Here is a 21338-nt window from a genome sequence, read left to right as displayed (position 1 = left end):
TCGGCTCAGGGGCTGACCGTGGGTGGAAAAAGGTCTCCACCCACGGGTGGAGAGCCTCAGACGTCGATGCGCGAGCGGTCCAGGGTCGCGGCGGAGCTGGTGATGAACTCCTTGCGCGGAGCGACCTCGTTGCCCATCAACAGGTCGAAGACGTGCTCGGAGGATTCCAGGTCCCCGATGTTGATCCGGCGCAGGGTGCGGTGGCGCGGGTCCATCGTGGTCTCCGCGAGCTGGTCCGCGTCCATCTCCCCGAGGCCCTTGTACCGCTGGATCGAGTCCTTGAACCGGACGTTCTTCCGCTGCAGCTCCAGCAGGGTCTGCCGGAGCTCGTTGTCGGAGTAGGTGTAGATGTACTTGTCCTGGCCCTTCTTCGGCTGGACGAGCTCGATCCGGTGCAGCGGGGGGACGGCCGCGAACACCCGCCCCGCCTCGACCATCGGCCGCATGTAGCGCTGGAAGAGCGTGAGCAGCAGGGTGCGGATGTGCGAGCCGTCGACGTCGGCGTCCGTCATCATGATGACCTTGCCGTAGCGCGCCGCGTCGATGTCGAAGGTGCGCCCGGAGCCCGCTCCTATGACCTGGATGATGGCCCCGCACTCGGCGTTCTTGAGCATGTCCGAGACGGACGACTTCTGGACGTTGAGGATCTTGCCGCGGATCGGCAGCAGGGCCTGGAACTCACTGTTGCGGGCCAGCTTCGCGGTGCCGAGGGCCGAGTCGCCCTCCACGATGAAGAGCTCGCTCCGGTCCACGTCGTCGCTCCGGCAGTCCGCGAGCTTCGCGGGCAGCGAGGAGGACTCCAGCGCGGTCTTGCGGCGCTGCGCGTCCTTGTGCTGGCGGGCGGCGATGCGGGTGCGTGCCGCGGCCACGGCCTTGTCCAGAACCGCCCTGGCCTGGGCCTTGGCGTCGCGCTTCGTGGACGTCAGGAAGGCCTTGAGCTCCTTGGCGACCACATTGGCCACGATCCGGTTGGCCGCCGAGGTGCCCAGCACCTCCTTGGTCTGGCCCTCGAACTGCGGCTCGGCCAGCCGCACGGTGACGACCGCCGTCAGGCCCTCCAGAGCGTCGTCCTTGACGATGTCGTCCTCGGCGACCCGCAGCATCTTGGAGGAGCGCAGGACCTCGTTCACCGTCCTGGTGAGGGAGCGCTCGAAGCCGCTGACGTGGGTGCCGCCCTTGGGGGTGGCGATGATGTTGACGAAGGACTTGAGATTCGTGTCGTAGCCGGTGCCCCAGCGCAGGGCGATGTCGACACCCAGCTCACGCGTGACCTCGGTCGCCGTCATGTGCCCGCGGTCGTCCAGGACCGGCACGGTCTCCTTGAAGGTGCCCGTGCCACTCAGGCGCTGGACGTCGCAGACGGCCTTGTCCTGCGCCAGGTACTCGCAGAACTCGCTGATCCCGCCGTCGAAGCGGAACGTCTCCTCCGTCTTGCCCTCGCCGTCGATGCCGCGCTCGTCGCGCACGACGATGGTGAGGCCCGGTACGAGGAAAGCGGTCTGCCGTGCCCGCTGGTACAGCGTCTCCAGGTTGAGCTTGGCGTCCTTGAGGAAGATCTGCCGGTCCGCCCAGTACCGCACCCGGGTACCCGTACGCGTCTTGGGGACGCGCTTGCTCTTGCGGAGGCCGTTGGCGGGGTCGAAGGGGCTGTCCGGGCCCTGCTCCGTGAACATGCCCGGGACACCGCGGCGGAAGCTGATGGAGTGGGTGGCGCTGTTGCGGTCGACCTCGACGTCCAGCCGGGCGGAGAGCGCGTTCACGACGGAGGCGCCGACGCCGTGCAGGCCGCCCGACGCCGCGTAGGACCCGCCGCCGAACTTTCCTCCCGCGTGCAGCTTGGTCATGACGACCTCGATGCCGGAGAGCCCGGTCTTGGGCTCCACGTCGACCGGGATGCCCCGGCCGTTGTCACGGACCTCCACGGAGGAGTCGTCGTGGAGGATGACCTCGATGCTGTCGCAGTACCCGCCGAGAGCTTCGTCGACCGAGTTGTCGATGATCTCCCACAGGCAGTGCATGAGTCCGCGGCTGTCCGTGGACCCGATGTACATCCCGGGGCGCTTGCGGACCGCTTCGAGCCCCTCGAGGACGAGAAGATGCCGCGCGGTGTAGTTGGAGCTGTCCCTGTCTGCGCCGCCTGCTCCGGTCAGCAGCGCAGTGGACGGCACGGAATCGGCGGTCACGCGGTTCGCTCCTCGCTGAATTTCATTTGGGGCCCAGTGGGTAACGGGCTCGGCCTCGGTAGCCGCTGAGAGCCTACCGAGGCCTGGTAGAGCGGTTGTAACGCCACCCAGGGGGAATCCTTATGCTAGTCCAGCCTCGCATACGCGTTCGATCATTCGTTAGGGTGACGTGCACATCACGTTCCCTTCGAGGCATGAACCATTTAGGCTCCGGGCACGTCCTCATGAACAACCGGCAAGCCAGCCGGCGGACCGGCCCACACAAGCAACGCGAAACCGTAGCGCTACGCAATACGGCACATTCGCCGCCAACCGGCAACAGACAGCCATCCTGAGAAGAAGTTTCGAAGAAATGCCACGAGCGGGAACGTTTTCGGCCTGGTTGGATGTTGACCCTGGTACGACAGCTCGTCGAGCTAGAGAAGAGGCGACGTGACTACTGTTCTGACCCCCGCGAGCCCGCTGACCGCAGCAGACCGCTGTGACCGTTGCGGCGCCCAGGCTTATCTGCGCGTCGTCCTGATCAGCGGCGGTGAACTGCTCTTCTGTGCCCACCACGGGCGCAAGTTCGAGCCGGAACTCAAGAAGATCGCCGCGGAAATACAGGATGAGACAGATCGGCTCACTGCCGTGCAGGCCAGTGCTGCCGACGAGGAACAACACTGACACCTCGCATCCACGACGAGCCATGGGTACGGTCCAGGACCGGCCGACGGGCGGCCTCCCCTCGGGGAAAGCCGCCCGTTCTCGTACGCCCGGACGCGAGGTCCGTTCTCCGTGGTCAGGTCCGGTCGGCCATCCACCGGATCGCCGCGGACACTCGTGTGTACACACCGGGGCTTCCAGGGCTCCCGCAGCCGCTGCCCCATGAGACGAGCCCGATGAGGCGCCCACGGGCCACCAGCGGGCCTCCGCTGTCCCCCTGGCAGGCATCCCGCCCGCCGGCGGTGTCACCGGCGCAGAGCATCGATGAGGCGTCGTACGCGCCCTGTGTGCCGCCGGGGTACGCCCGGGCGCAGTCGCTGTCAGGCAGCACCCGCACCGTGGCGGCGTGCAGACCGGACGCGTAGGCGCCGTAGCCGGTCGTGTCCCCCCAGCCGTACACCGTGGCCTCGGTGCCCGGCTCGTACGCCGCGTTCCCTGCCCCGGCCATCGGGATGACGCTTTTCTCCGGCAGCGCCCGGTCCAGCGTGAGAACCGCGAGGTCCCCGGCGTTGGTGTGCGGGTCGTAGCCCGGATTGACCCATGACGACCGCACGGGGATCTCCTGACCGCCCGGGCCGCTCAGCTCGTCCCGGCCCGCGATGACCCTCAGGTCCCGGACCTCCGTGACGGACGCCCCCAGGACGTCGTCCCTGAGGCAGTGCGCGGCCGTCAGCACCTTGGTGTGTGCGATCGCCACTCCGCCGCAGAACTGGCCCGCGCGGGTTCCCCCGAACCGGTCACGGCTCGACAGGGCCACGGTCCACGGACTGTCCGCGACGGCCACCGGCTTCCCGCCGACGATGATGCTGTCCGCGGCAGCCGGGGCGGGGGGACCGAGGGGTATCACCGCCGCAGCGGCCGCCAGGGTGAGCGCGGCGGGAAGGACACGGACGAGAACGCGGGGCATGGAGGCTCCTGACGCCGAGGTGAACAGTGCCCACTCAGCGTCATCCGCCCCGGTGCCGATCGCATGCGGACATGGGCCGGGGCCCGGAACCTCTTCGGTTCCGGGCCCCGGCCCATGTCTGACCTCGGTCTAGTCGAGGTAGTCGCGCAGAACCTGCGAACGCGACGGGTGGCGCAGCTTCGACATCGTCTTGGACTCGATCTGACGGATGCGCTCACGCGTCACCCCGTAGACCTTGCCGATCTCGTCCAGCGTCTTCGGCTGGCCGTCGGTGAGACCGAAACGCATCGAGACGACGCCCGCCTCACGCTCGGACAGGGTGTCGAGCACGGAGTGCAGCTGCTCCTGGAGGAGGGTGAAGCTCACCGCGTCCGCCGGGACGACCGCCTCGGAGTCCTCGATCAGGTCTCCGAACTCACTGTCCCCGTCCTCACCCAGCGGGGTGTGGAGCGAAATCGGCTCGCGCCCGTACTTCTGGACCTCGATGACCTTCTCGGGGGTCATGTCGAGCTCCTTGGCCAGCTCCTCCGGGGTGGGCTCACGGCCCAGGTCCTGGAGCATCTGGCGCTGCACCCGCGCGAGCTTGTTGATGACCTCGACCATGTGCACCGGGATACGGATGGTGCGGGCCTGGTCGGCCATGGCGCGGGTGATCGCCTGGCGGATCCACCAGGTGGCGTACGTGGAGAACTTGTAGCCCTTGGTGTAGTCGAACTTCTCGACCGCACGGATCAGACCGAGGTTGCCCTCCTGGATGAGGTCCAGGAAGAGCATGCCGCGGCCGGTGTAGCGCTTGGCCAGCGAGACCACGAGGCGGAGGTTGGCCTCCAGCAGGTGGTTCTTGGCCCGGCGGCCGTCCTCGGCGATGATCTCCAGCTCGCGCTTGAGCTTCGGTGCGAGCTTGTCGGAGTTCGCGAGCTTGTCCTCGGCGAAGAGACCGGCCTCGATGCGCTTGGCGAGCTCGACCTCCTGCTCCGCGTTGAGGAGGGGGACCTTGCCGATCTGCTTCAGGTAGTCCTTGACCGGGTCGGCCGTGGCGCCGGCGACGGCAACCTGCTGCGCAGGCGCGTCGTCCTCGTCGTCGTCGGAGAGGACGAAGCCCTTGTTCTCGCCCTCGCCCTCCTCTTCCTCGCCCTTGCCGGCCTTTACTTCCTCGACGGCCTCGTCGCCGTCGAGCAGCTCGTCGTCCTGCTTGCCGGACTTCTTCGCGGCAGTCTTCTTGACCGCGGTCTTCTTCGCGGCGGTCTTCTTGGCAACCGTCTTCTTGGCTGCTGTCTTCTTCGCAGGAGCGGCAACGGCAGCGTCGTCGGCCGCCACGTCCGCGCTCTGGGCCGCCGGGGCGGCAGATGCCGCGACGGTCCGCGTCACGGCCGTCTTGGCGGCGACGGTCTTGGTGGCGGTGCGCTTGACCGGGCTCTTCGCTGCGACGCTCTTGCGGGCGCGCTTAGGCGACTCCGCGGCACTGACCATCAGCGTCACACCCTCTTCCTCGAGGATCTGGTTGAGGCTGCGCAGAACATTCTTCCACTGGGTTGGCGGAATCTGGTCAGCCTCGAAGGCCCGACGCACGTCATCGCCGGCGATCTGCCCATCAGCCTTTCCCCGCTCGATGAGCGCCATCACAGACTCGGACTCGGCGATCTCCGGCGGGAGCGTACGGGATGTGCTGGCCGACACGAACAACCTCTCGGAACGATGGAAACGGCTTCCGGCCCGGCCCTGGAGAGGGCTGGAACCGACGACCGCCGGCTGGGGATGTCGCCGACGGCGCGGGCTTGGCCTCAGAACTGCACAGCGCACTGTGTGGCTGCTGTATTCCTTCCGCGGCGGTCACCTCTTAAGTCATCGCACTGTTTCGAGGAGTGTTACGCCCAATTCGCGTGGCCCCAGTCACACCCCATCCGCGACAAACAGACCCAGAGGTCACATCTCCGTACAAACATGCCGCCGAACCGCGAGGGTCCGGCGGCACACGGTCCGCATACCCCGGTCTCGCGGCGTTCAGTGCTCGCGAGGCGCGGGAACCACCCGCTCGCCGTCGGTGTGCCCGACCAGCAGCTGGCGCATGGCGGCCTCGGCACCGGCGGAATCACCCGAGGCGAGGGCCTCCACGATCCGCGCATGGTGCCCGAGGGAGGCCTCTGCGGGCCGGTCACAACCGGTGACGGGCCCGCCCGAGACATGCAGGGCCGCCGACACGATCCCGGAGAGGTGTTCGAGCATGCGGTTGCCCGCCGCCTGGATCAGCAGGGCGTGGAACTCCGCATCCGCCCGGGAGAACGTGATGGCGTCCCCCTGGCCCGTCGCGTGCCCCATGATCTCGATCATGTCGCCGAGGCGCTGCTGAATGTCCTCGCGCCCGTGGCCGGCGGCCAGCCGGGCGGCGAGCGGCTCGATGGTCCACCGGAGGTCGTCCAGCTCGCGGCGCTGGTCGTCGCGCTGCGGACCGAAGGCGCGCCATTCGATGATGTCGGGGTCCAGCAGATTCCAGTCACTCACGGGACGCACCCGGGTGCCCACGTTGGGCCGGGCGCTGACCAGGCCCTTCGCCTCGAGAACGCGCAGGGACTCCCTCACAACGGTGCGGGAGACCTCGAATCGCTGGCCGATCTCCTCCGGAACGAGCGGCCGGTCGGCACCGAGGTCACCGGAAACAATCATCTGGCCGAGCTGCTGGACCAGTTGGCCGTGAAGTCCACGGCCACGACTGGCCGTGCCACGCCGGCCCGCCCGCCCCAGATCGGATTCGGCACCGCCCCAGGAACGGAGGGCGGCACGCTCGCCGGCCGGGGCCTCCGTGTACGGGTAGCGGTCGATTTCGCCCGGGCCGGCGAGGCCGGAGTCGGCGGAGCGGGCGGCGGTCATCATGGTGTGCGCAAGGGTACTCACGCATCCTTTGTCGGCGCGGCTCACCCGGCCCTTGAGGTCTTTGCTGAAAAGCACACGAAAGGGTGATCGGCACCCGCCCCTCAATTGACGCGTTATCGGTAGAAATCATGCTCTTTCAGGGGAGTTGTCCGTAAGTAGCCCTTGAGCTCAGGCGAAACGATCACCAACGAGCTCTTCCCCGAAGGCTGGTGAACACATACGCGCAGATCAAGGCAGACAACGACAAGGAAAGCGCCAACCCCACGGGTTGAGCCACGACCCGCACGGCGGCCATGGCCAAGCGGTCCGTCTCGTACGGCCACTGCGCCCAGCCCAGTTCACGCAGCCGGCCCGGCAGTCCGGTGATCGAACGGGCGGACGGCCCCGCGAGAAGCTTCTGCATCAGCGGCACGACAAGGACCGGAACCGCCAGTACGGCCGCGACGCCGGCGGCCGTCAGCCGGAACACACCGGCCCCCAGCAGCCCTGCCCAGGCGCACCCGACCGACAGGCCCGCCCAACTCGCCGCGAGCTGCGGCGCGTTCTCCGGTACCGCCACCAAGTCGCCGCCGTACACGAGACGCAGAGCTTCGGCGTCCGCCAGTACGGAGAGCAGGGCGATCAGCAGCGCCACGCCTGCGGAGACGACCAGCTTGGCCATGAGGAGACCGAGACGGCGCGGGACCGTCCCCCGGCCGGCGGCGAGCGCCGGGTACCGGAACTCGTCGCCGAAGGCGAGCGCACCCAGCAGCCCTGCGGCGAACGCGGCGGGCGGTAGCGGCAGCAGGTCCGGCCAGGCGACCAGCAGATCCGGCAGAGGCACCTTGCCGGAACGCGCCAGCAGCACGGAGACGGCTGCCGAGACGACCAGAACGGCCACCATGATCAGGGCGGTTGTCCTGACGCCGAACAGACGGCGCAGTTCGTACCGCAGGGGCCTGAGCGGACCCCGGGCCGGGCGTACGGGGATCGGCGGGGGCAGCTTCGAGATCGCCACCGCCGAGGCGGGCCCCGGCAGGACCGTCCTCACTGGAACATCACCCGTGCCACGGGCCGGGGCGGCCACCGGGCCTGCGTCCCCCGTCTCGTCCGCGAGTTGATGGACGGGCAGGCCGTGCCGGTACGCCGTGTCCCCGACCTCCGCGCAACTGCTGCCGTACACCGACAGCCGGCTGCCGTCCTCGGCGACCACCTCGACGGAGCGCTGGGCCGCACGGGCCTCCCGGCTCAGCACGGCGGCCAGCCGGGCCGCGTGCGGGGTCCGCACGGCGACCCGGGGCCGCAGGCGGGTCCGCGAGAAGTCGGCGACGTCCTGGTCGGCGACGAGGCGCCCCTCGTCGATGGTGACCACGCGGTCGGCCGCGCGAGCGGCCTCCTTGGGGTCGCCGGTCGCGTGCAGGACCGTGCCGCCCTGGGCCGCGTGCGCGCGGAGCAGACCGTGGAGCCAGCTCCTCTCACGGGGCGAGAGACCCTCGGTGGGCTCGTCGAGCACGAGAGTATGGGGATCGCCGAGAAGCGCCGAGGCGAGGCCGAGCCGCCGGTCCATTCCGGCCGAGAGCGTTCCGAGGCGCTGGTCACCCAGTCCTGCGAGACCGACGACCTCGAGCAGTTCATCGGCTCGCGAGGCGGGAACTCCCGCTGCGGCGCAGAGCATGCGGAGCTGACCGCGCGCGGTGCGCGCGGGATGCCCCGGCACGTCCCCGAGCAACACCCCGACCTCCCGGGCGGGGTGGCCGATGCGGTGCAGCGGGCGGCCCTTGAAGTAGGTGACGCCCCTGCCGCCTTCGAGTTCGAGCATCAAGCGGAGGGCCGTCGTCTTGCCGGAGCCGGGTGCGCCGAGGAGCGCGGTGACGCTGCCGGGCGGGGCTTCGAAGGTCAGGTCGTCCACGACGGGCGGACGGTCGCGGTGGGGGGTGCTGGTGAGTCCGATGGCCTGGAGCATCGCTTCTCTCGCTGAGGGTGAGACCGCTCGGCGGCAGGGTGGAGTACCCCAGCAAGATAACGCGACATTTCAGACTTTTTGCGCAACGGTGCTTCCGTGGGCGTTCCGCGCACGCACGCCGGACGGGCCCACGGTCGGGGCCCCTCTCAGACCTCCGGCCGCAGCATCGGGGGGTTGAGCACGGTCGCCGCTCCGGCCCGGAACAGCTGCGCGGGGCGGCCTCCCTGCCGTGTGGTGGTCCCCCCGGACGGCACCAGGAAGCCGGGCGTGCCCGTGACCTTGCGGTGGAAATTCCGGGGGTCCAGGACCACACCCCACACAGCCTCGTACACCCTGCGCAGCTCGCCGACCGTGAACTCCGGCGGGCAGAACGCCGTGGCCAGCGAGGAGTATTCGATCTTCGAGCGGGCCCGCTCCACCCCGTCGTCGAGGATCTTCGCGTGGTCGAAGGCCAGTGGCGCCGACTGCTCCCCGTCGCGGGTGTAGCCGCCGCCCGGACCGAGGAGGTCCTCGACCGATGCCCAGCGGGCGCTGTTCGCGTCCCCGCCCGCTCGCGGGGCCGGGAGGTCGGGCGCCAGCGCGAGGTGCGCGACGCTGACGACCCGCATCCGGGGGTCGCGCCCCGGATCGCCGTACGTGGCCAGCTGTTCGAGATGGGCACCGTTCCCGACGGCGGGGGCCACCGGGTCGTGTGCGCAGAGCCCGGTCTCCTCGACGAGTTCCCGCGCTGCCGCCGCACCGAGATCCTCGTCGGCCCTGACGAATCCGCCCGGTAGCGCCCACCGCCCCTGGAACGGCGTTTCGCCACGGCGGACCACCAACGCGCAGAGGGCGTGACGTCGCACCGTGAGGACAACCAGGTCGACGGTGACAGCGAAGGGCGGGAAGGTCGACGGGTCGTAGGGCGGCATGCCGAAATCATAGTCGTCTTCCTGACGATAAACACTCCCTTCGCCACACCCGTTCCACGCGCTGCACCACTTCCTCCCTGTCCGGCGGGGTCGGCGCACGGAAGTGCTTCCGCCCGCCCGGGAGCGCGTCCCGCCCGGGAGCACGTCAGTCGCGGCTCCTGGCGCCTCGGGGCCCCGGCCGCCTGATGTCACGGGCCCCGCCCCGGCTCGCCGCCTTGCCCGGTGAAGGGGCCGCACCCGGTCGAGGGGCCGCGCCCGGACGGGACACGGAGCCCGGGCGGGACGCGGCCTCCGGTGCCGGCCGGTCAGCCGTCCTCCGCTTACGCCTCGGCGCCGGAGTGCGCGGCGCCCGAGGCGCGCTCCGTCGCTCCGCGCTCCGGGCCGTGTGTTCCGGAGAGCCCCCGTCGCCACCGCGCTCGCGAAGGGTGCGCTCCCCACGCAGACAGCGACGCAGCGTTTCCGGATCCAGGCCCTGGTTGCACGCCTGGTGCAGCAGCTGAGCGAACGTGTAGTCGGGATCGGCCCGCAGGGCGAGCCCCAGTGCCACCCTGGCTCCCGCCTCGTCGTCGGTGGACCAGGAGACCCAGGCGGCCAGCGTGAGCGGCGCCGCGGCGTGTTCCACGTAGGGGCCGACGCACCGGCGGGCGAGCGCGCTCCACAGCCGCAGCGCCGTCCCGGCCTCAGGGCCCTCCATCCACTCGGCGGCCCGGTCCCTGGTCTCACGGTCCTGGAGGCCCAGAATCACGGCTGCCGCCTCGTCGGGTGAGATCAGGCCGTCATCCCCGCCGTCCGTCCCCGCGGCCCCGGGGGCCGGGGCGTCACCGAGGCGTTTCATGAGGTCGTACGCGAGCGCCAGAGTGTCTCGCGACACCTCACCGCGCCCGTCGGCATCGAGGATGCGGGACACCAGAACGGCACCGGCCGAATCCAGCGCCCGCTCCTGCTCCCGCGCCGCCGCGGAGGAGCCCCATGGCATGAGCCGCGCCTCCATGTCCCGCAGCGAGCCCCGCACCTGGACACCGGCGTACGCCGCAGCGGCCGCCATCACCGTGGTCCCCGGGAGCGCCAGTGGATTGCCCTCGGGCGGACAGCAGCGCTCGTCCGGGCAGCAGTAGGACCAGTAACGGCCGTCGGAAATGCAGAGGGCCTCCAGTACGGGAACGTCCAGCGCACCGCAGGCCGTACGCAGGTGCTGCGCGAGTGGCCTCAGCCGCTCCATGGTCTGCGCGGGGCTCTCCCCCTCGGCCGGGTCCTGGCAGAGGAAGACGACGATCGCGTCGGGGCGGGATTCGCGCTTCTCGCTTCCCACGATCAGGCTGCGCGCCAGCTGGTCGGCGACCGGCGCCCATTCCTCGGGCTCGGGTGGGATCCCCAGCCTGAGCCGGCCCCCGAAGCGGCCGCGGCCGCCGTGCAGGGCCACCATGACCACGCTGTCGTTCGGATGGAAACCCATCAGGTACGGAAGGGCATCGGCGAGTTCGGCGGGGCCCCGCAGGGTGACCTGCTGCGACTCGGACGGTCCGGTGGATTCGTCGTGCTTGTTCATGGCATGACGGTCCCGCGAGCCGCCGATTTCCGCGACCCCTGTGGATAACTGGTTATCCACAGGCACGGTCCGCCGTTCGCGGTTTGTCGGAGGCATCGGGTTGCATGGGGGCATGACCAACGAAGACCGCGCAGAGCTCAGGGCCTCGGCCGATTCCGTACTCGCCCGTCTGGTCGGGGACGCCACCGGCACCGCCCGGCTGCGCGAGGACCAGTGGCGGGCCATCGAGGCCCTCGTCGCCGACCGGCGCAGAGCACTGGTCGTCCAGCGGACCGGGTGGGGCAAGTCCGCGGTGTACTTCGTGGCGACATCGCTGCTGCGCGCCCAGGGCAGCGGGCCCACGGTGATCGTCTCGCCGCTGCTCGCCCTGATGCGCAACCAGGTGGCCGCGGCCGCCAGGGCGGGAATCAGCGCCCGCACGATCAACTCCTCCAACACCGAGGAGTGGGACACCGTCCAGGCCGAGGTGGCGGCGGGCGAGGTGGACGTGCTGCTGGTCAGTCCCGAGCGGCTGAACAACCCCGATTTCCGGGACCAGGTGCTGCCGCGCCTCGCCGCCGCCACGGGTCTGCTGGTGGTCGACGAAGCCCACTGCATCTCCGACTGGGGCCATGATTTCCGGCCGGACTACCGCAGGCTGCGGACGATGCTCGCCGATCTTCCGGCCGGCGTCCCCGTCCTGGCCACGACGGCCACCGCCAACGCCCGCGTGACCGCGGATGTCGCGGATCAGCTCGGCACCGGGGCGGGGACGGACGCGCTGGTGCTCCGGGGACCGCTGGACAGGGAGAGCCTCAGCCTCGGGGTGCTGCAACTGCCCAACGCCGCGCACCGTCTGGCCTGGCTGGGCGACCACCTCGGCGAGCTGCCCGGCTCGGGCATCATCTACACGCTCACGGTCGCCGCCGCCGAGGAGATCACGGCCTACCTCCGCCAGTGCGGGCATCCTGTCGTCTCGTACACCGGCCGGACGGAGAACGCCGACCGGCAGCAGGCCGAGGACGATCTCCTGGCCAACCGGGTCAAGGCCCTGGTCGCCACGTCCGCGCTCGGCATGGGGTTCGACAAGCCCGACCTCGGCTTCGTCGTGCACGTGGGGTCGCCGTCCTCGCCCATCGCCTACTACCAGCAGGTCGGGCGCGCGGGGCGTGGAGTCGAGCACGCCGAGGTCCTGCTGCTCCCGGGCAAGGAGGACGAAGCCATCTGGCAGTACTTCGCCTCGGTCGCCTTCCCTCCGGAGGAGCAGGTCCGCCGGACGCTGGACGTCCTCGCCCAGGCCGGACGTCCCCTGTCGCTGCCCGCCATGGAGCCTCTGGTCGATCTGAGGCGCACACGGCTGGAGACGATGCTCAAGGTGCTGGACGTCGACGGTGCGGTGAAGCGGGTGAAGGGCGGATGGATCTCCACGGGTGAACCGTGGGTCTACGACGCCGAGCGGTACGCCTGGGTCGCGCGGCAGCGGGCCGCCGAGCAGCAGGCCATGCGCGACTACGCGTCCGGGACCGGATGCCGCATGGAGTTCCTCCGACGCCAGCTGGACGACGAGGAGGCCACCGCGTGCGGACGCTGTGACAACTGCGCGGGCCCACGGTTCGACGACAAGGTCTCCACCGCGGCGCTCGACGGGGCCCGTGGGGAGCTCGGCAGGCCGGGGGTGGAGGTGGAGCCGCGCAAGATGTGGCCCACCGGCCTCGCCGCGGTGGGGGTCGACCTCAAGGGCCGCATCCCGGCGGGTGAGCTGGCCCTGCCCGGCCGGGCGCTCGGCAGGCTCTCCGACATCGGCTGGGGCAACAGGCTCCGGCCGCTGCTCGCGGCGCAGGCGCAGGACGCCCCCGTCCCCGACGACGTGTCGAGCGCGGTGGTCACGGTCATCACCGACTGGGCGAAGGGCCCGGGCGGCTGGGCCTCCGGGGCCCCGGACGCGGCCCCGCGGCCGGTCGGTGTGGTCACGGTCGCCTCGCGGCGCCGGCCCCAGCTCGTCCAGTCGCTCGGCAGCCGTATCGCCGAGGTCGGCCGGATGCCTCTGCTGGGCACCGTCACCTACGCCCCGGGCAGCGAGGACCTGCGGATCTCCCAGACCAACAGCGCACAGCGCGTGAAGGCGCTGCACGAGGCCCTCGTCGTGGAGCACACGCTGGCGGAGGCGCTCGCCACGGCGGGAGGGCCCGTCCTGCTCGTGGACGATCTCTCCGACACGGGCTGGACCCTCGCAGTCGCCGCACGGCTGCTCCGACGAGCGGGAGCGGAGGGGGTGTTTCCGCTGGTCCTCGCGGTCCAGGCATGACGGAGGGCTTCGTTCACCGTCGAACGGGCAGGGATAGAGGCAGGGATATCCGTGTCATTCCGTCAGATACCCGTCACCCGCGCCAATTGCTCGTTGCCGCCTGCCGATACGCCAGGAAGAATTGGAGTCGCTCCCCGCACGGTCTCTTCGCGGGCCCGGAAGGGCTGTGCCGCGGCGCGCCCTCACTCGACCCTGCCCGCACCGTGGGCGCGTAGCGAAGGGAGGACCGTGACCTTCGGATTCGCTCCGTCCGCAGCCACTTCACTGTCGGCGTCCGCGGGCTCCGTCAACCACGTCGCCAGGATGCTCGAACCGGCCGAGTGGGCGGCGGCCGGCATACCACTGCTGCGCAGTCCGCGCGAGGTCGTCAGCGGCCTCCACGCACGGCACCGGCCGACCCCGGCGACCGCGGTCGTCGCGGTCCTCGACCATGAGGAACGGCTCACGGCCAGCGCCTCGTTCGCCCGGCGGTCCACCGCGGCCACGGACGGCTGGGAGTTCCGCAACGCTCTCCTGGCGCATCTGCGTCGGGTGATCCCGCACGATCTGCGCCGCCGCACTCCGGTGCGTACCGCCGTCCTGCTCTACTGCCGCGAGGGAGACGAGCGTTGGACGGAGGAGGACGGGGCGTGGATGTGGGGGCTGCGGGACGCCTGCACGCTGCACGGTCTGCGCTGCGGGGCCTACATCACCCTGACGCGCGGGGGCTGGCAGGTGCTCGGCGAGGGGCGGGGTGGCCGCAGGCCGACGCTGCTGTCCACGCCCTCGGCCCTGGCCGACACGACCACCGATCATGACCCCGTTCCGCTGAGCACCGGGGGCGGGGCGGCCGACGCACTGCGCCGCAGCGCCGCCCGGTGAAACGGGCCGTGGGTCCCCACCGCCCTCACGGACGGCGGGGACCCACGGATCGGGCGGCCTCACGGACGGCGGGGCCTTCGGGCGGAGGGCTCAGACCCCCGCGCCGAGAGCCGAGTTGACCGTCTGGGGCTCTCCGCACACGATCAGCAGCGCACCGGCGCGCTCCCGCACACCGGACAGCGCACGGGCAGCGGCCTCGTCGAGGTCACCGTTGACGGCGACAACGACCACGGAGCGGGTCGCGCAGCGGTCGGCGTTGGCCGTACGGGCGAAGAAGACGTCGTCACCCGCGTCGTGCTGGGCCCAGTACGAGGACTCTCCGAAGGAGAGTTCGTGAGCTGCCCAGGGGTGCTGTTCGCCGGTGGTGAGCACCAGGATGTCGCCGGGTGCACGACCGGAGTCGAGCAGCAGGTCGACGGCCTCCTCGGCGGCGTCGATCGCGCCGCCGGCCGGAGCCGGGATCAGCTGGAACTGCGCTGCGGAAGGTTCTTCCGGCAGCTTCCGCCCGGCGGGAGCCGGAGCGGCCGACGCCGGAGCGGCGGGGGCCGCCGGAGCAGCGGACGAGGCGGGCGTGGGGTGCGGGCGCTGCGCCGGAGGCGCGGGCCGCACGGTGCCGCGACCCGGGCTTCCGGGACGCGGGGTGGCCGCGGAACGCGGACCGGGTACGGGACGGGGGGTCGGCGCGGTGCGGCCGGCGGCCGGTGTGACGCGGGGACCCTGGGCGCTCTCGGGAATCTGAGGCTCCTCGGGGATGAGAGGCATGAATGGTTGTCTTTCACAGCCGACGCGGACACGTCGGCGGCGGCTGGGTACGCCTGCGCGATCAGAAGTCGAAGCCGAGCTGGCCCCCGCTTTCCAGTGCCGCCGCCTCGGCGGAGAATCGGACCTTCTTCAGGTGCTGCCACTTGGGCAGCGCGTCGAGGTAGGCCCAGCTGAGGCGATGGTGAGGCGTAGGTCCCCGCTCCTCCAGCGCTGCCCGGTGCACCGGTGACGGATAACCGGCGTTGGCGCCGAAGGCGAAGTCTGCGTACTGCCCCGTGTCCGCGCCCAGTTCGGCCATCATCGTGTCGCGGTGGACCTTGGCGATCACCGAGGCCGCGGCGACGGCGATGCAGGACTGGTCACCCTTGATCACGGTACGGACGTTCCAGGGCGTTCCGAGGTAGTCGTGCTTGCCGTCGAGTATCACGGCGTCCGGTCGCACGGGCAGCGCCTCGAGCGCCCTGACGGCCGCCAGACGGAGCGCCGCGGTCATGCCGAGGTCGTCGATCTCCAGGGGCGACGCGTGCCCCAGCCCGTAGGCGGTGACCCACTTCTCGAGCATCGGGGCGAGTTCCGCCCGTCGCTTGGGACTGATCAGCTTGGAGTCGGTGAGGCCCTCAGGGGGTCGGCGGAGTCCGGTGACGGCCGCGCACACGGTGACGGGGCCGGCCCACGCTCCGCGTCCGACCTCGTCGACACCTGCGACGGTCCTGGCACCGGATGTGGCGCGCAGCGAGCGCTCGACGGTGTGCGTGGGTGGTTCGTACGGCATGGCGCCTGCCAGGTTACGCCGATGGGCACGGCAAGAACACCCCGGGGCACCCTGCAGCACCCCTGGACGTGTCCGGCCATGTCCGGAACACCGCCGTCCGGTGCCCCGGGAGAGCCGCCGGAGGAACCGGACGCGGAGGTGGCTCCACCGCGCGGACGGCCGGCGGACGCCCGACGGACCCACCCGAGGACACCGGACGGACCCGGCGGAGGTCGAGACGCCACCGGTCCTGCCGCGTCTCACACGTCCCGAACACCCCTGTCGCAAGCAGGTGTTCGGGGGTCCTGCTCGACCGGTGGCGGACGGCTCCGGTCAGCTCCGGTCAGTACGGGTCGTAGGAGCTCTCGCCCTCGTGCCCTTCCCGTCCGTCCGACTTCGTCCCGAGGCGGTAGCAGTCGACCTCGTGGCTCTGCACCGGGTGCTCCTCCAGGATGTCCCGGGCCCTGACCTCGCCCCAGCTGGAGGAGTACCAGGGAGCGTCCAGGTCCGCGAGGTCGCGCTGGAAGTTCTCCAGCGCGCAGGACCGCAGCGGCTCCGGCAGCTCGTCCAGAGCCGGTACGGCGTCCGCGGAGAGCCCCTTGAGGTAGTCGATGTCGATCGTCCTGTGGCTGCCGTACCGCTCGACGTTCTGCTGGGCGATCAGCCCGTCGGGCGAGATCAGCCCGAAGGTGAGTACGCCGGCGGCCGCACTCACGGCGATGGCACGCGGAAGCAGTCTGGCGCCGAAGACACCGGCCGCGAGGATGAGGACCAGCACCACTCCGAGCCAGAGCTCCACAGCGGCCACGGAGATCCGCAGCCGGGTCAGCCCGAAGGCGTCGACGTAGAGATCCATGCGGCGCAGCGCGGAGGCCACGACGACGAGTGTGAGGACGCACAGGGTGCCGAGAACGCTGCGGACCAGCGTCCGGTCACCCGGTCCGCCGCGCGGGGCCCAGCGCAGGGCGAGAGCGATGACGATCAGCGTCAGCACGGTGGCCCAGAGGAGCTGCCAGAAGCCCTGCCGGGCGTATTCGGCGGGCAGCAGGCCGGTCTCCTCCAGCACCCTGTCGTACCCGCCGAGGAGCACGACGAGCTGGAGCGCGATGAAGGCGGCGAAGAGCAGGTTGAGCACGATCAGCGGGAGCGCCCACTCCGCCCTGTTCCTGGCCTTGCCCGGCCGGACGGTGATGCCGTCCCATCGCACCGGTGCCGCGGCGCTGTACGCGGCGGCGAGCGCTCCGACGAGACCCAGTACGAAGAGGAAGAGGCGCCAGGGGCCGTCACCGACCGACACATCGGGGGTGAGGTTGCCCAGCAGGTCGGCGAAGGCGGCGTCCGCGGAGGCGAAGAGGGCGCCGAACACGACGAGCAGGACGACGGCCACGGCCGTGCTCCGCACCACGGTGCGCACCCGTCCCCGGGAGTCGTCCGCGCGGTCGCGTACCCCGTGCCATCCCCAGCGCACGCCGGCCGCGGCCGAGGGGAAGAGCCCCAGTGACCCGAGCAGCACACCCGGCCAGCTGCGGCTTCCGTGCAGGGCGAGCGAGCCCAGGGCGAGGGCCGAGACCACGGCGAGGAACACCGGCCATCCCGCCTCGCGAAGCGCCGGAATCGCCAGCAGCGCAAGGCCGCCGACCGCCCAGACCGCGGTCCAGGGCCGCAGCCTGCGCCCTGCCGAGCGTGCGGCGAAGAAGGCACCCAGGGCGGCGGGCACGGCCACGATCAGCAGGTTCGGGCCCAGGCCGTCGCCGAGCAGCAGGGCGCTGAGCAGGGCCGTGGCGAGGACCGCGCCGAGCGTCGCCGCTCCGATCGCGGGCGGGGCCGGAGGCCGCAGGCGTGTCAGCAGGCCGACCGGCTGGTGGCGTCCGGGGCGCTGCCAGACATCGGTCTGCGGCGCCTTGAGGTAGGCGGGCACCTTCGGCACATCCGGGCCGGCGTCCTGCGGCGGCACGGTCGGGGTGGAAGCCCGCGCCGGCTTCCCCTCCGCCTTCGCCCGGCCGGGGCTCCCGGCCGGAGGCTCACTCCCCTGCCCGGGCACGGCATCGGAAGCAGTGCGCACCGCGTCGTCGCCGGACTCCGGTGACGACGCGGGCCGGCTGGACGCGTCGGACGACTGATCGGACATGGGACCCCTCCCCCCACCGGAGTCCGCTCGTGCGGCCACATCGCGGCGCGACGGCCCGGCGTCTCTAGGCGCACGCCCACCAAGATCGATGCGGGCGGCGTGGCCGAAAGAGTAAGTCGGGCGCGGGCTGTTCGGCTGTCCGGGGCCACCGCTGTGGCAGGACCGTGACAGTAAAACTGGCACACAGGGCCACAGGAGCGCCGCAAACCGGTACACCGCTGCCATAAGAGAGCGCCACGACGCGGGCCCGGAGCCGGCCTCGGCGGACGCTCAGCGCCGCGACGGTCCCCGGAGCTGGCCTCGGCGGACGCTCAGCGGTGCGTCGGGGCGAGGGGCACCCAGTCGGGCAGCTCCTCCGTCCGGGCCAGCCAGTCGGCCGGAGGGGCGCCGGCGGGCTCCGCGGCGACGATTCCGCCGACGATGGCGCAGGTGGTGTCCACGTCCCCGCCCGCCTGCGCCGTCGCCCAGAAGGCCTGCTCGAAGTCGCCGAGGTTCCGCGCCGCCGACCAGAGGGCGAACGGCACCGTGTCGTGCGCACTGGTACGACGGCCGTTGCCGAGCACCGCCGCGACCGTCCCCGCGTCCCGGTAGTCCAGCATGTCGCGCGCCCTGCGCAGCCCGGCGCCGACGGCACTGCGCGGCACGAGGGCGACGACTCCGTCGATCAGGTCCTCGGGCGTCGGCGGCCCTCCCGGCGCGGCGACGAGGGCGGCGGCCGCCGCAACGGCCATGGCGCCCACGACGGCCTCGCGGTGCTGATGGGTGGTGTACGAAGAGATCTCGGCCTGATGTGTGGCCTGCTCCGGATCGTGCGCGTACCAGGCACCCAGCGGCGCGATGCGCATCGCCGAGCCGTTCCCCCAGGAGCCCTGCCCCTGGAAGAGGGCGGACGCCAGCTCCCGCCAGTCACCGCCTTCACGGACCAGCCTGAGCAGCCGGTTCACCGCGGGTCCGTACCCGCGGTCGAAGTCGTGGCGCCGGGCGAAGGACAGGGCGAGGGCGTCCTGGTCGATGCGCTCGTGCGCGGCCAGCACGGCGAGTACGGAACACGCCATCTCGGTGTCGTCGGTCCACTGCCACTCGGAGGGCGGCAGGTCCCGGCTCTTGAGCAGGGGGTAATGGGCCGGGACGAAGAACTGGGAGCCGAGGGCATCTCCCACGGACAGTCCACGCAGGCTGGCCAGAGAGCGCTCGAAACGGTCGTAAGCGGAGTCAACGGTCATCGCTCTGCCACTCTATCCGGTGATGCCGTACGGCTCAGGGGTGCGCCACTGCTCGAAGGGCCGGTCGAGCGTATAGCGGCCGTCGTCACCGAGCAGCAGCGTCCGGGACTCACCGTTGCCGGGGTTGGACAGCGACTCGAACTCCGCCACGGACCAGTGGAACCAGCGCATGCAGAAGAGCCTCATCGTCAGCCCGTGGGTGACCAGCAGCACGTTCGGCGGGTGGTCGGGGGCCTCGAAACTCCGGTGGAGGCTCTCCAGGAACGCGTCGACCCGGTCGTACACGTCCGCCCCGGACTCGCCCTGGGCGAAGCGGTAGAAGAAGTGCCCGTACGCGTCGCGGTAGGCCTTCTGCAGCCTGACGTCGTCACGGTCCTGCCAGTTCCCCCAGTCCTGCTCGCGCAGCCGGGGCTCCTCCCTGGCACGCACGTGCTCCGGTTCGAGGGCGAAGGCCCTGAAGGTCTCGTGGGTGCGCCGGTAGGGCGAGATGTAGACGCTGACCCGCTCGTCGCCGAACGTCTCACGGAGCCGGGCGCCGGCCGCCCGCGCCTGACGCAGGCCCTTGGCCGTGAGCCTGAGCGCGTGGTCGGGCTCGCGTTCGTAGACCGTGTCGTCGGCATTGCCCTCCGACTCACCGTGCCGGACGAGAACAATGCGTTGCGGGCGTGCCATGGACCCGACCCTAGATGCCGTCAGGCCCGATCGAGCGGTTGTGCGGGCCACATCGGGCGCATGTGACCGAGTAAACGCCCCAGGGGCAGGACTGCGCGAGCCGTTCGGAGGGCGGCTCAGACCGTCCAGGACGGTTCGAGCTGCACCACGTCTCCCGTGAGCGCCGCGACGTCGTTCTCGGTCTCCGCCCGCGCCGACAGCCGGGTGACACTCTCGGGCCGGTACTTGCCGCGCTCGGCGCTCGACTGCCACATCGACAGCACCAGGAACTCGTGCCCCGGGGCTTCTCCGAAGACCCCGCGCAGCATGCCGGGCGAACCCGCCATGGCCGGGTTCCACACCCGCTGCTGCATGAGCGCGAAGTGGTCGACCCGGTCCTCGTACACCTGGCTGTGCGCGATGCGGACCACGTCCGCGTCGGTGAAGTCCGGCACGAAACCGGTCTTCACATCGAAGCGGTACTCGAAGAGCTTGACCTGCATGTCCTTGAACATGCCGGACTGCGCGGCGGCCAGCGGGTCGTGTCCGCGGGCCATGAAGGAATCGTGGAAGACCCGGTTCTCCCAGAACGCGAACACATGGGCGACATCGGGCCGCCCCCGGCTCCACCCACCGCTCTGACTCCGGAATCCGGGCTCACCGCGCAGCGCCGCCCACTTCCGCTGCTCCCGCTCGAAACCGCGGCGGTCCACCACGGTGCAGCGAATCCACTTGACCAGCACTGCGCCATCGTACGGCGCCCGGCGTGTCGCGGGTCACCCTCGGGAGGGCCGGGGGCCCGCCGGGGGGCGACAACGCACAACTCCGGCCACACGATGGCCCGAACACGACGTCCGTTTCCAACGCGGTTGGATCCACGGACCGTTACGGACATGATCTGAGGACGCAAGCGGTCCGTCGGTCCAGCAGCGAGGAGGCACGTCCGATGAGCACTCCCAACAAGGACATCGAAAAGGTCGAGGTGAGTGTCAAGTGGGACCCCAGCGACTTCGGGGAGCCCGCCAACGACCTCGACATCATCGCGGCGACGTACGGGACGGAGGCGCCCTACGGCAGCCCCGTCTACCTCGTGCACTTCGACAGCAGGTCACCGGACGGGACGATCACGCTGAACCGGGACAGCCGGACGGGTCAGGGGTTCGGCTTCGACGAGGTCATGACGCTCGAACTGGACCGGCTCTCGGACGCGTACGCGAGGGTCGTGGTCGGTGTGGCCATCCAGCAGCGTGACGGGCACAAGACCTTCGGACAGATAGAGCACACGGCCGTGCAGATCCGCGAGGGCTACACGAACCTGGCGGAGGACGACTTCTCCGGCGTGGCGACGGCGACGGCCGCGGTCGTCGCCGAGTTCGTACGGGACTCCAACGGCTCCTGGGGCTTCCTCGGCGCCATCCGCGGGTTCGACGGCGACCCCGGTTCCTTCGCCGCGGAGATGGGGAACCGCTCGGCCTGACGGCGGAAGCCCGGCGGCACCGGCCTCCCAGGACGGGGGCGCCGGCATCCACGTGCGCGGACCCACGGCCGGCCGACGGACGGGAGCGATCCGTGACGACCGTCCCGAAGGGAGCCAACCGTGACGGCCGTCCCGAAGG

Annotated in this window: 17 protein-coding genes; 4 read left to right on the top strand and 13 right to left on the bottom strand. The window is 70.9% G+C overall.

The window, feature by feature from the left end:
• Positions 1-56: 56 nt before the first annotated feature.
• Entirely contained in the window at positions 57-2183 is a 2127-nt protein-coding gene (locus JKV81_RS18070; protein ID WP_129265897.1) for a DNA gyrase/topoisomerase IV subunit B, read from the bottom strand.
• A 432-nt stretch (positions 2184-2615) separates the two neighbouring features.
• On the opposite strand from JKV81_RS18070, the gene JKV81_RS18065 reads away from it, so the two are divergent.
• A complete protein-coding gene (locus JKV81_RS18065; protein ID WP_014153643.1) occupies positions 2616-2849 on the top strand; it encodes a DUF7455 domain-containing protein in 234 nt (77 codons plus the stop codon).
• Positions 2850-2964: 115 nt separating this feature from the next.
• Here JKV81_RS18065 and JKV81_RS18060 read toward each other — a convergent pair whose 3' ends face one another.
• From JKV81_RS18060 to JKV81_RS18035, 6 genes are all read right to left on the bottom strand, one after another.
• Positions 2965-3795 carry a S1 family peptidase gene (locus JKV81_RS18060; protein ID WP_202076789.1) on the bottom strand — a complete coding sequence of 277 codons (831 nt, stop codon included), beginning with the start codon at positions 3793-3795 and terminating at the stop codon, positions 2965-2967.
• Positions 3796-3924: 129 nt separating this feature from the next.
• The gene (locus JKV81_RS18055) at positions 3925-5472 is read right to left on the bottom strand and encodes an RNA polymerase sigma factor (protein WP_129265893.1); all 1548 of its coding nucleotides are present in this window, start codon (positions 5470-5472) and stop codon (positions 3925-3927) included.
• 324 nt (positions 5473-5796) lie between these two features.
• The gene (locus JKV81_RS18050; protein ID WP_161198828.1) at positions 5797-6663 is read right to left on the bottom strand and encodes a FadR/GntR family transcriptional regulator; all 867 of its coding nucleotides are present in this window, start codon (positions 6661-6663) and stop codon (positions 5797-5799) included.
• A gap of 181 nt (positions 6664-6844) precedes the next feature.
• Positions 6845-8605 (bottom strand): ABC transporter ATP-binding protein, encoded by a 1761-nt coding sequence (locus JKV81_RS18045; RefSeq protein WP_129265891.1) that lies wholly within the window; start codon positions 8603-8605, stop codon positions 6845-6847.
• Positions 8606-8751: 146 nt separating this feature from the next.
• Positions 8752-9516, bottom strand: coding sequence for an NUDIX hydrolase (locus JKV81_RS18040; protein ID WP_129265889.1), 765 nt, complete (start codon positions 9514-9516; stop codon positions 8752-8754).
• 145 nt (positions 9517-9661) lie between these two features.
• Positions 9662-11062: a DUF4192 domain-containing protein gene (locus tag JKV81_RS18035; RefSeq protein WP_129265887.1), complete on the bottom strand. Its 1401-nt coding sequence runs from the start codon at positions 11060-11062 to the stop codon at positions 9662-9664.
• Positions 11063-11174: 112 nt separating this feature from the next.
• Between JKV81_RS18035 and JKV81_RS18030 the strand changes: the two genes are divergently transcribed.
• Positions 11175-13346: a RecQ family ATP-dependent DNA helicase gene (locus JKV81_RS18030; protein WP_202076787.1), complete on the top strand. Its 2172-nt coding sequence runs from the start codon at positions 11175-11177 to the stop codon at positions 13344-13346.
• 228 nt (positions 13347-13574) lie between these two features.
• A complete protein-coding gene (locus JKV81_RS18025) occupies positions 13575-14207 on the top strand; it encodes a hypothetical protein (protein ID WP_202076785.1) in 633 nt (210 codons plus the stop codon).
• Between the two features lie 90 nt (positions 14208-14297).
• On the opposite strand, the gene JKV81_RS18020 is transcribed toward JKV81_RS18025, so the two are convergent.
• From JKV81_RS18020 to JKV81_RS17995, 6 genes are all read right to left on the bottom strand, one after another.
• On the bottom strand, positions 14298-14969 hold the full coding sequence (locus JKV81_RS18020) for a hypothetical protein (protein ID WP_202076783.1): 672 nt from the start codon (positions 14967-14969) through the stop codon (positions 14298-14300).
• Between the two features lie 61 nt (positions 14970-15030).
• A complete protein-coding gene (gene rnhB, locus JKV81_RS18015; protein ID WP_099176486.1) occupies positions 15031-15741 on the bottom strand; it encodes a ribonuclease HII in 711 nt (236 codons plus the stop codon).
• A gap of 322 nt (positions 15742-16063) precedes the next feature.
• Positions 16064-17848 carry a DUF4153 domain-containing protein gene (locus JKV81_RS18010; RefSeq protein WP_202076781.1) on the bottom strand — a complete coding sequence of 595 codons (1785 nt, stop codon included), beginning with the start codon at positions 17846-17848 and terminating at the stop codon, positions 16064-16066.
• A 311-nt stretch (positions 17849-18159) separates the two neighbouring features.
• Positions 18160-19071, bottom strand: coding sequence for an ADP-ribosylglycohydrolase family protein (locus JKV81_RS18005; protein ID WP_129265879.1), 912 nt, complete (start codon positions 19069-19071; stop codon positions 18160-18162).
• 12 nt (positions 19072-19083) lie between these two features.
• Positions 19084-19743 (bottom strand): histidine phosphatase family protein, encoded by a 660-nt coding sequence (locus JKV81_RS18000; protein WP_129265877.1) that lies wholly within the window; start codon positions 19741-19743, stop codon positions 19084-19086.
• 116 nt (positions 19744-19859) lie between these two features.
• Complete coding sequence (locus JKV81_RS17995) at positions 19860-20465, bottom strand: YdbC family protein (protein ID WP_129265875.1); 606 nt, start codon at positions 20463-20465, stop codon at positions 19860-19862.
• Positions 20466-20668: 203 nt separating this feature from the next.
• On the opposite strand from JKV81_RS17995, the gene JKV81_RS17990 reads away from it, so the two are divergent.
• Entirely contained in the window at positions 20669-21199 is a 531-nt protein-coding gene (locus JKV81_RS17990; RefSeq protein ID WP_129265873.1) for a TerD family protein, read from the top strand.
• The last annotated feature ends 139 nt before the right edge of the window (positions 21200-21338 follow it).

The sequence above is a fragment of the Streptomyces silvae genome, from assembly GCF_016745505.1.
GTDB lineage: Bacteria > Actinomycetota > Actinomycetes > Streptomycetales > Streptomycetaceae > Streptomyces > Streptomyces silvae.
Note: the sequence above shows the minus strand (reverse complement) of the source record. Positions and strands in the feature narration are given on the sequence as shown.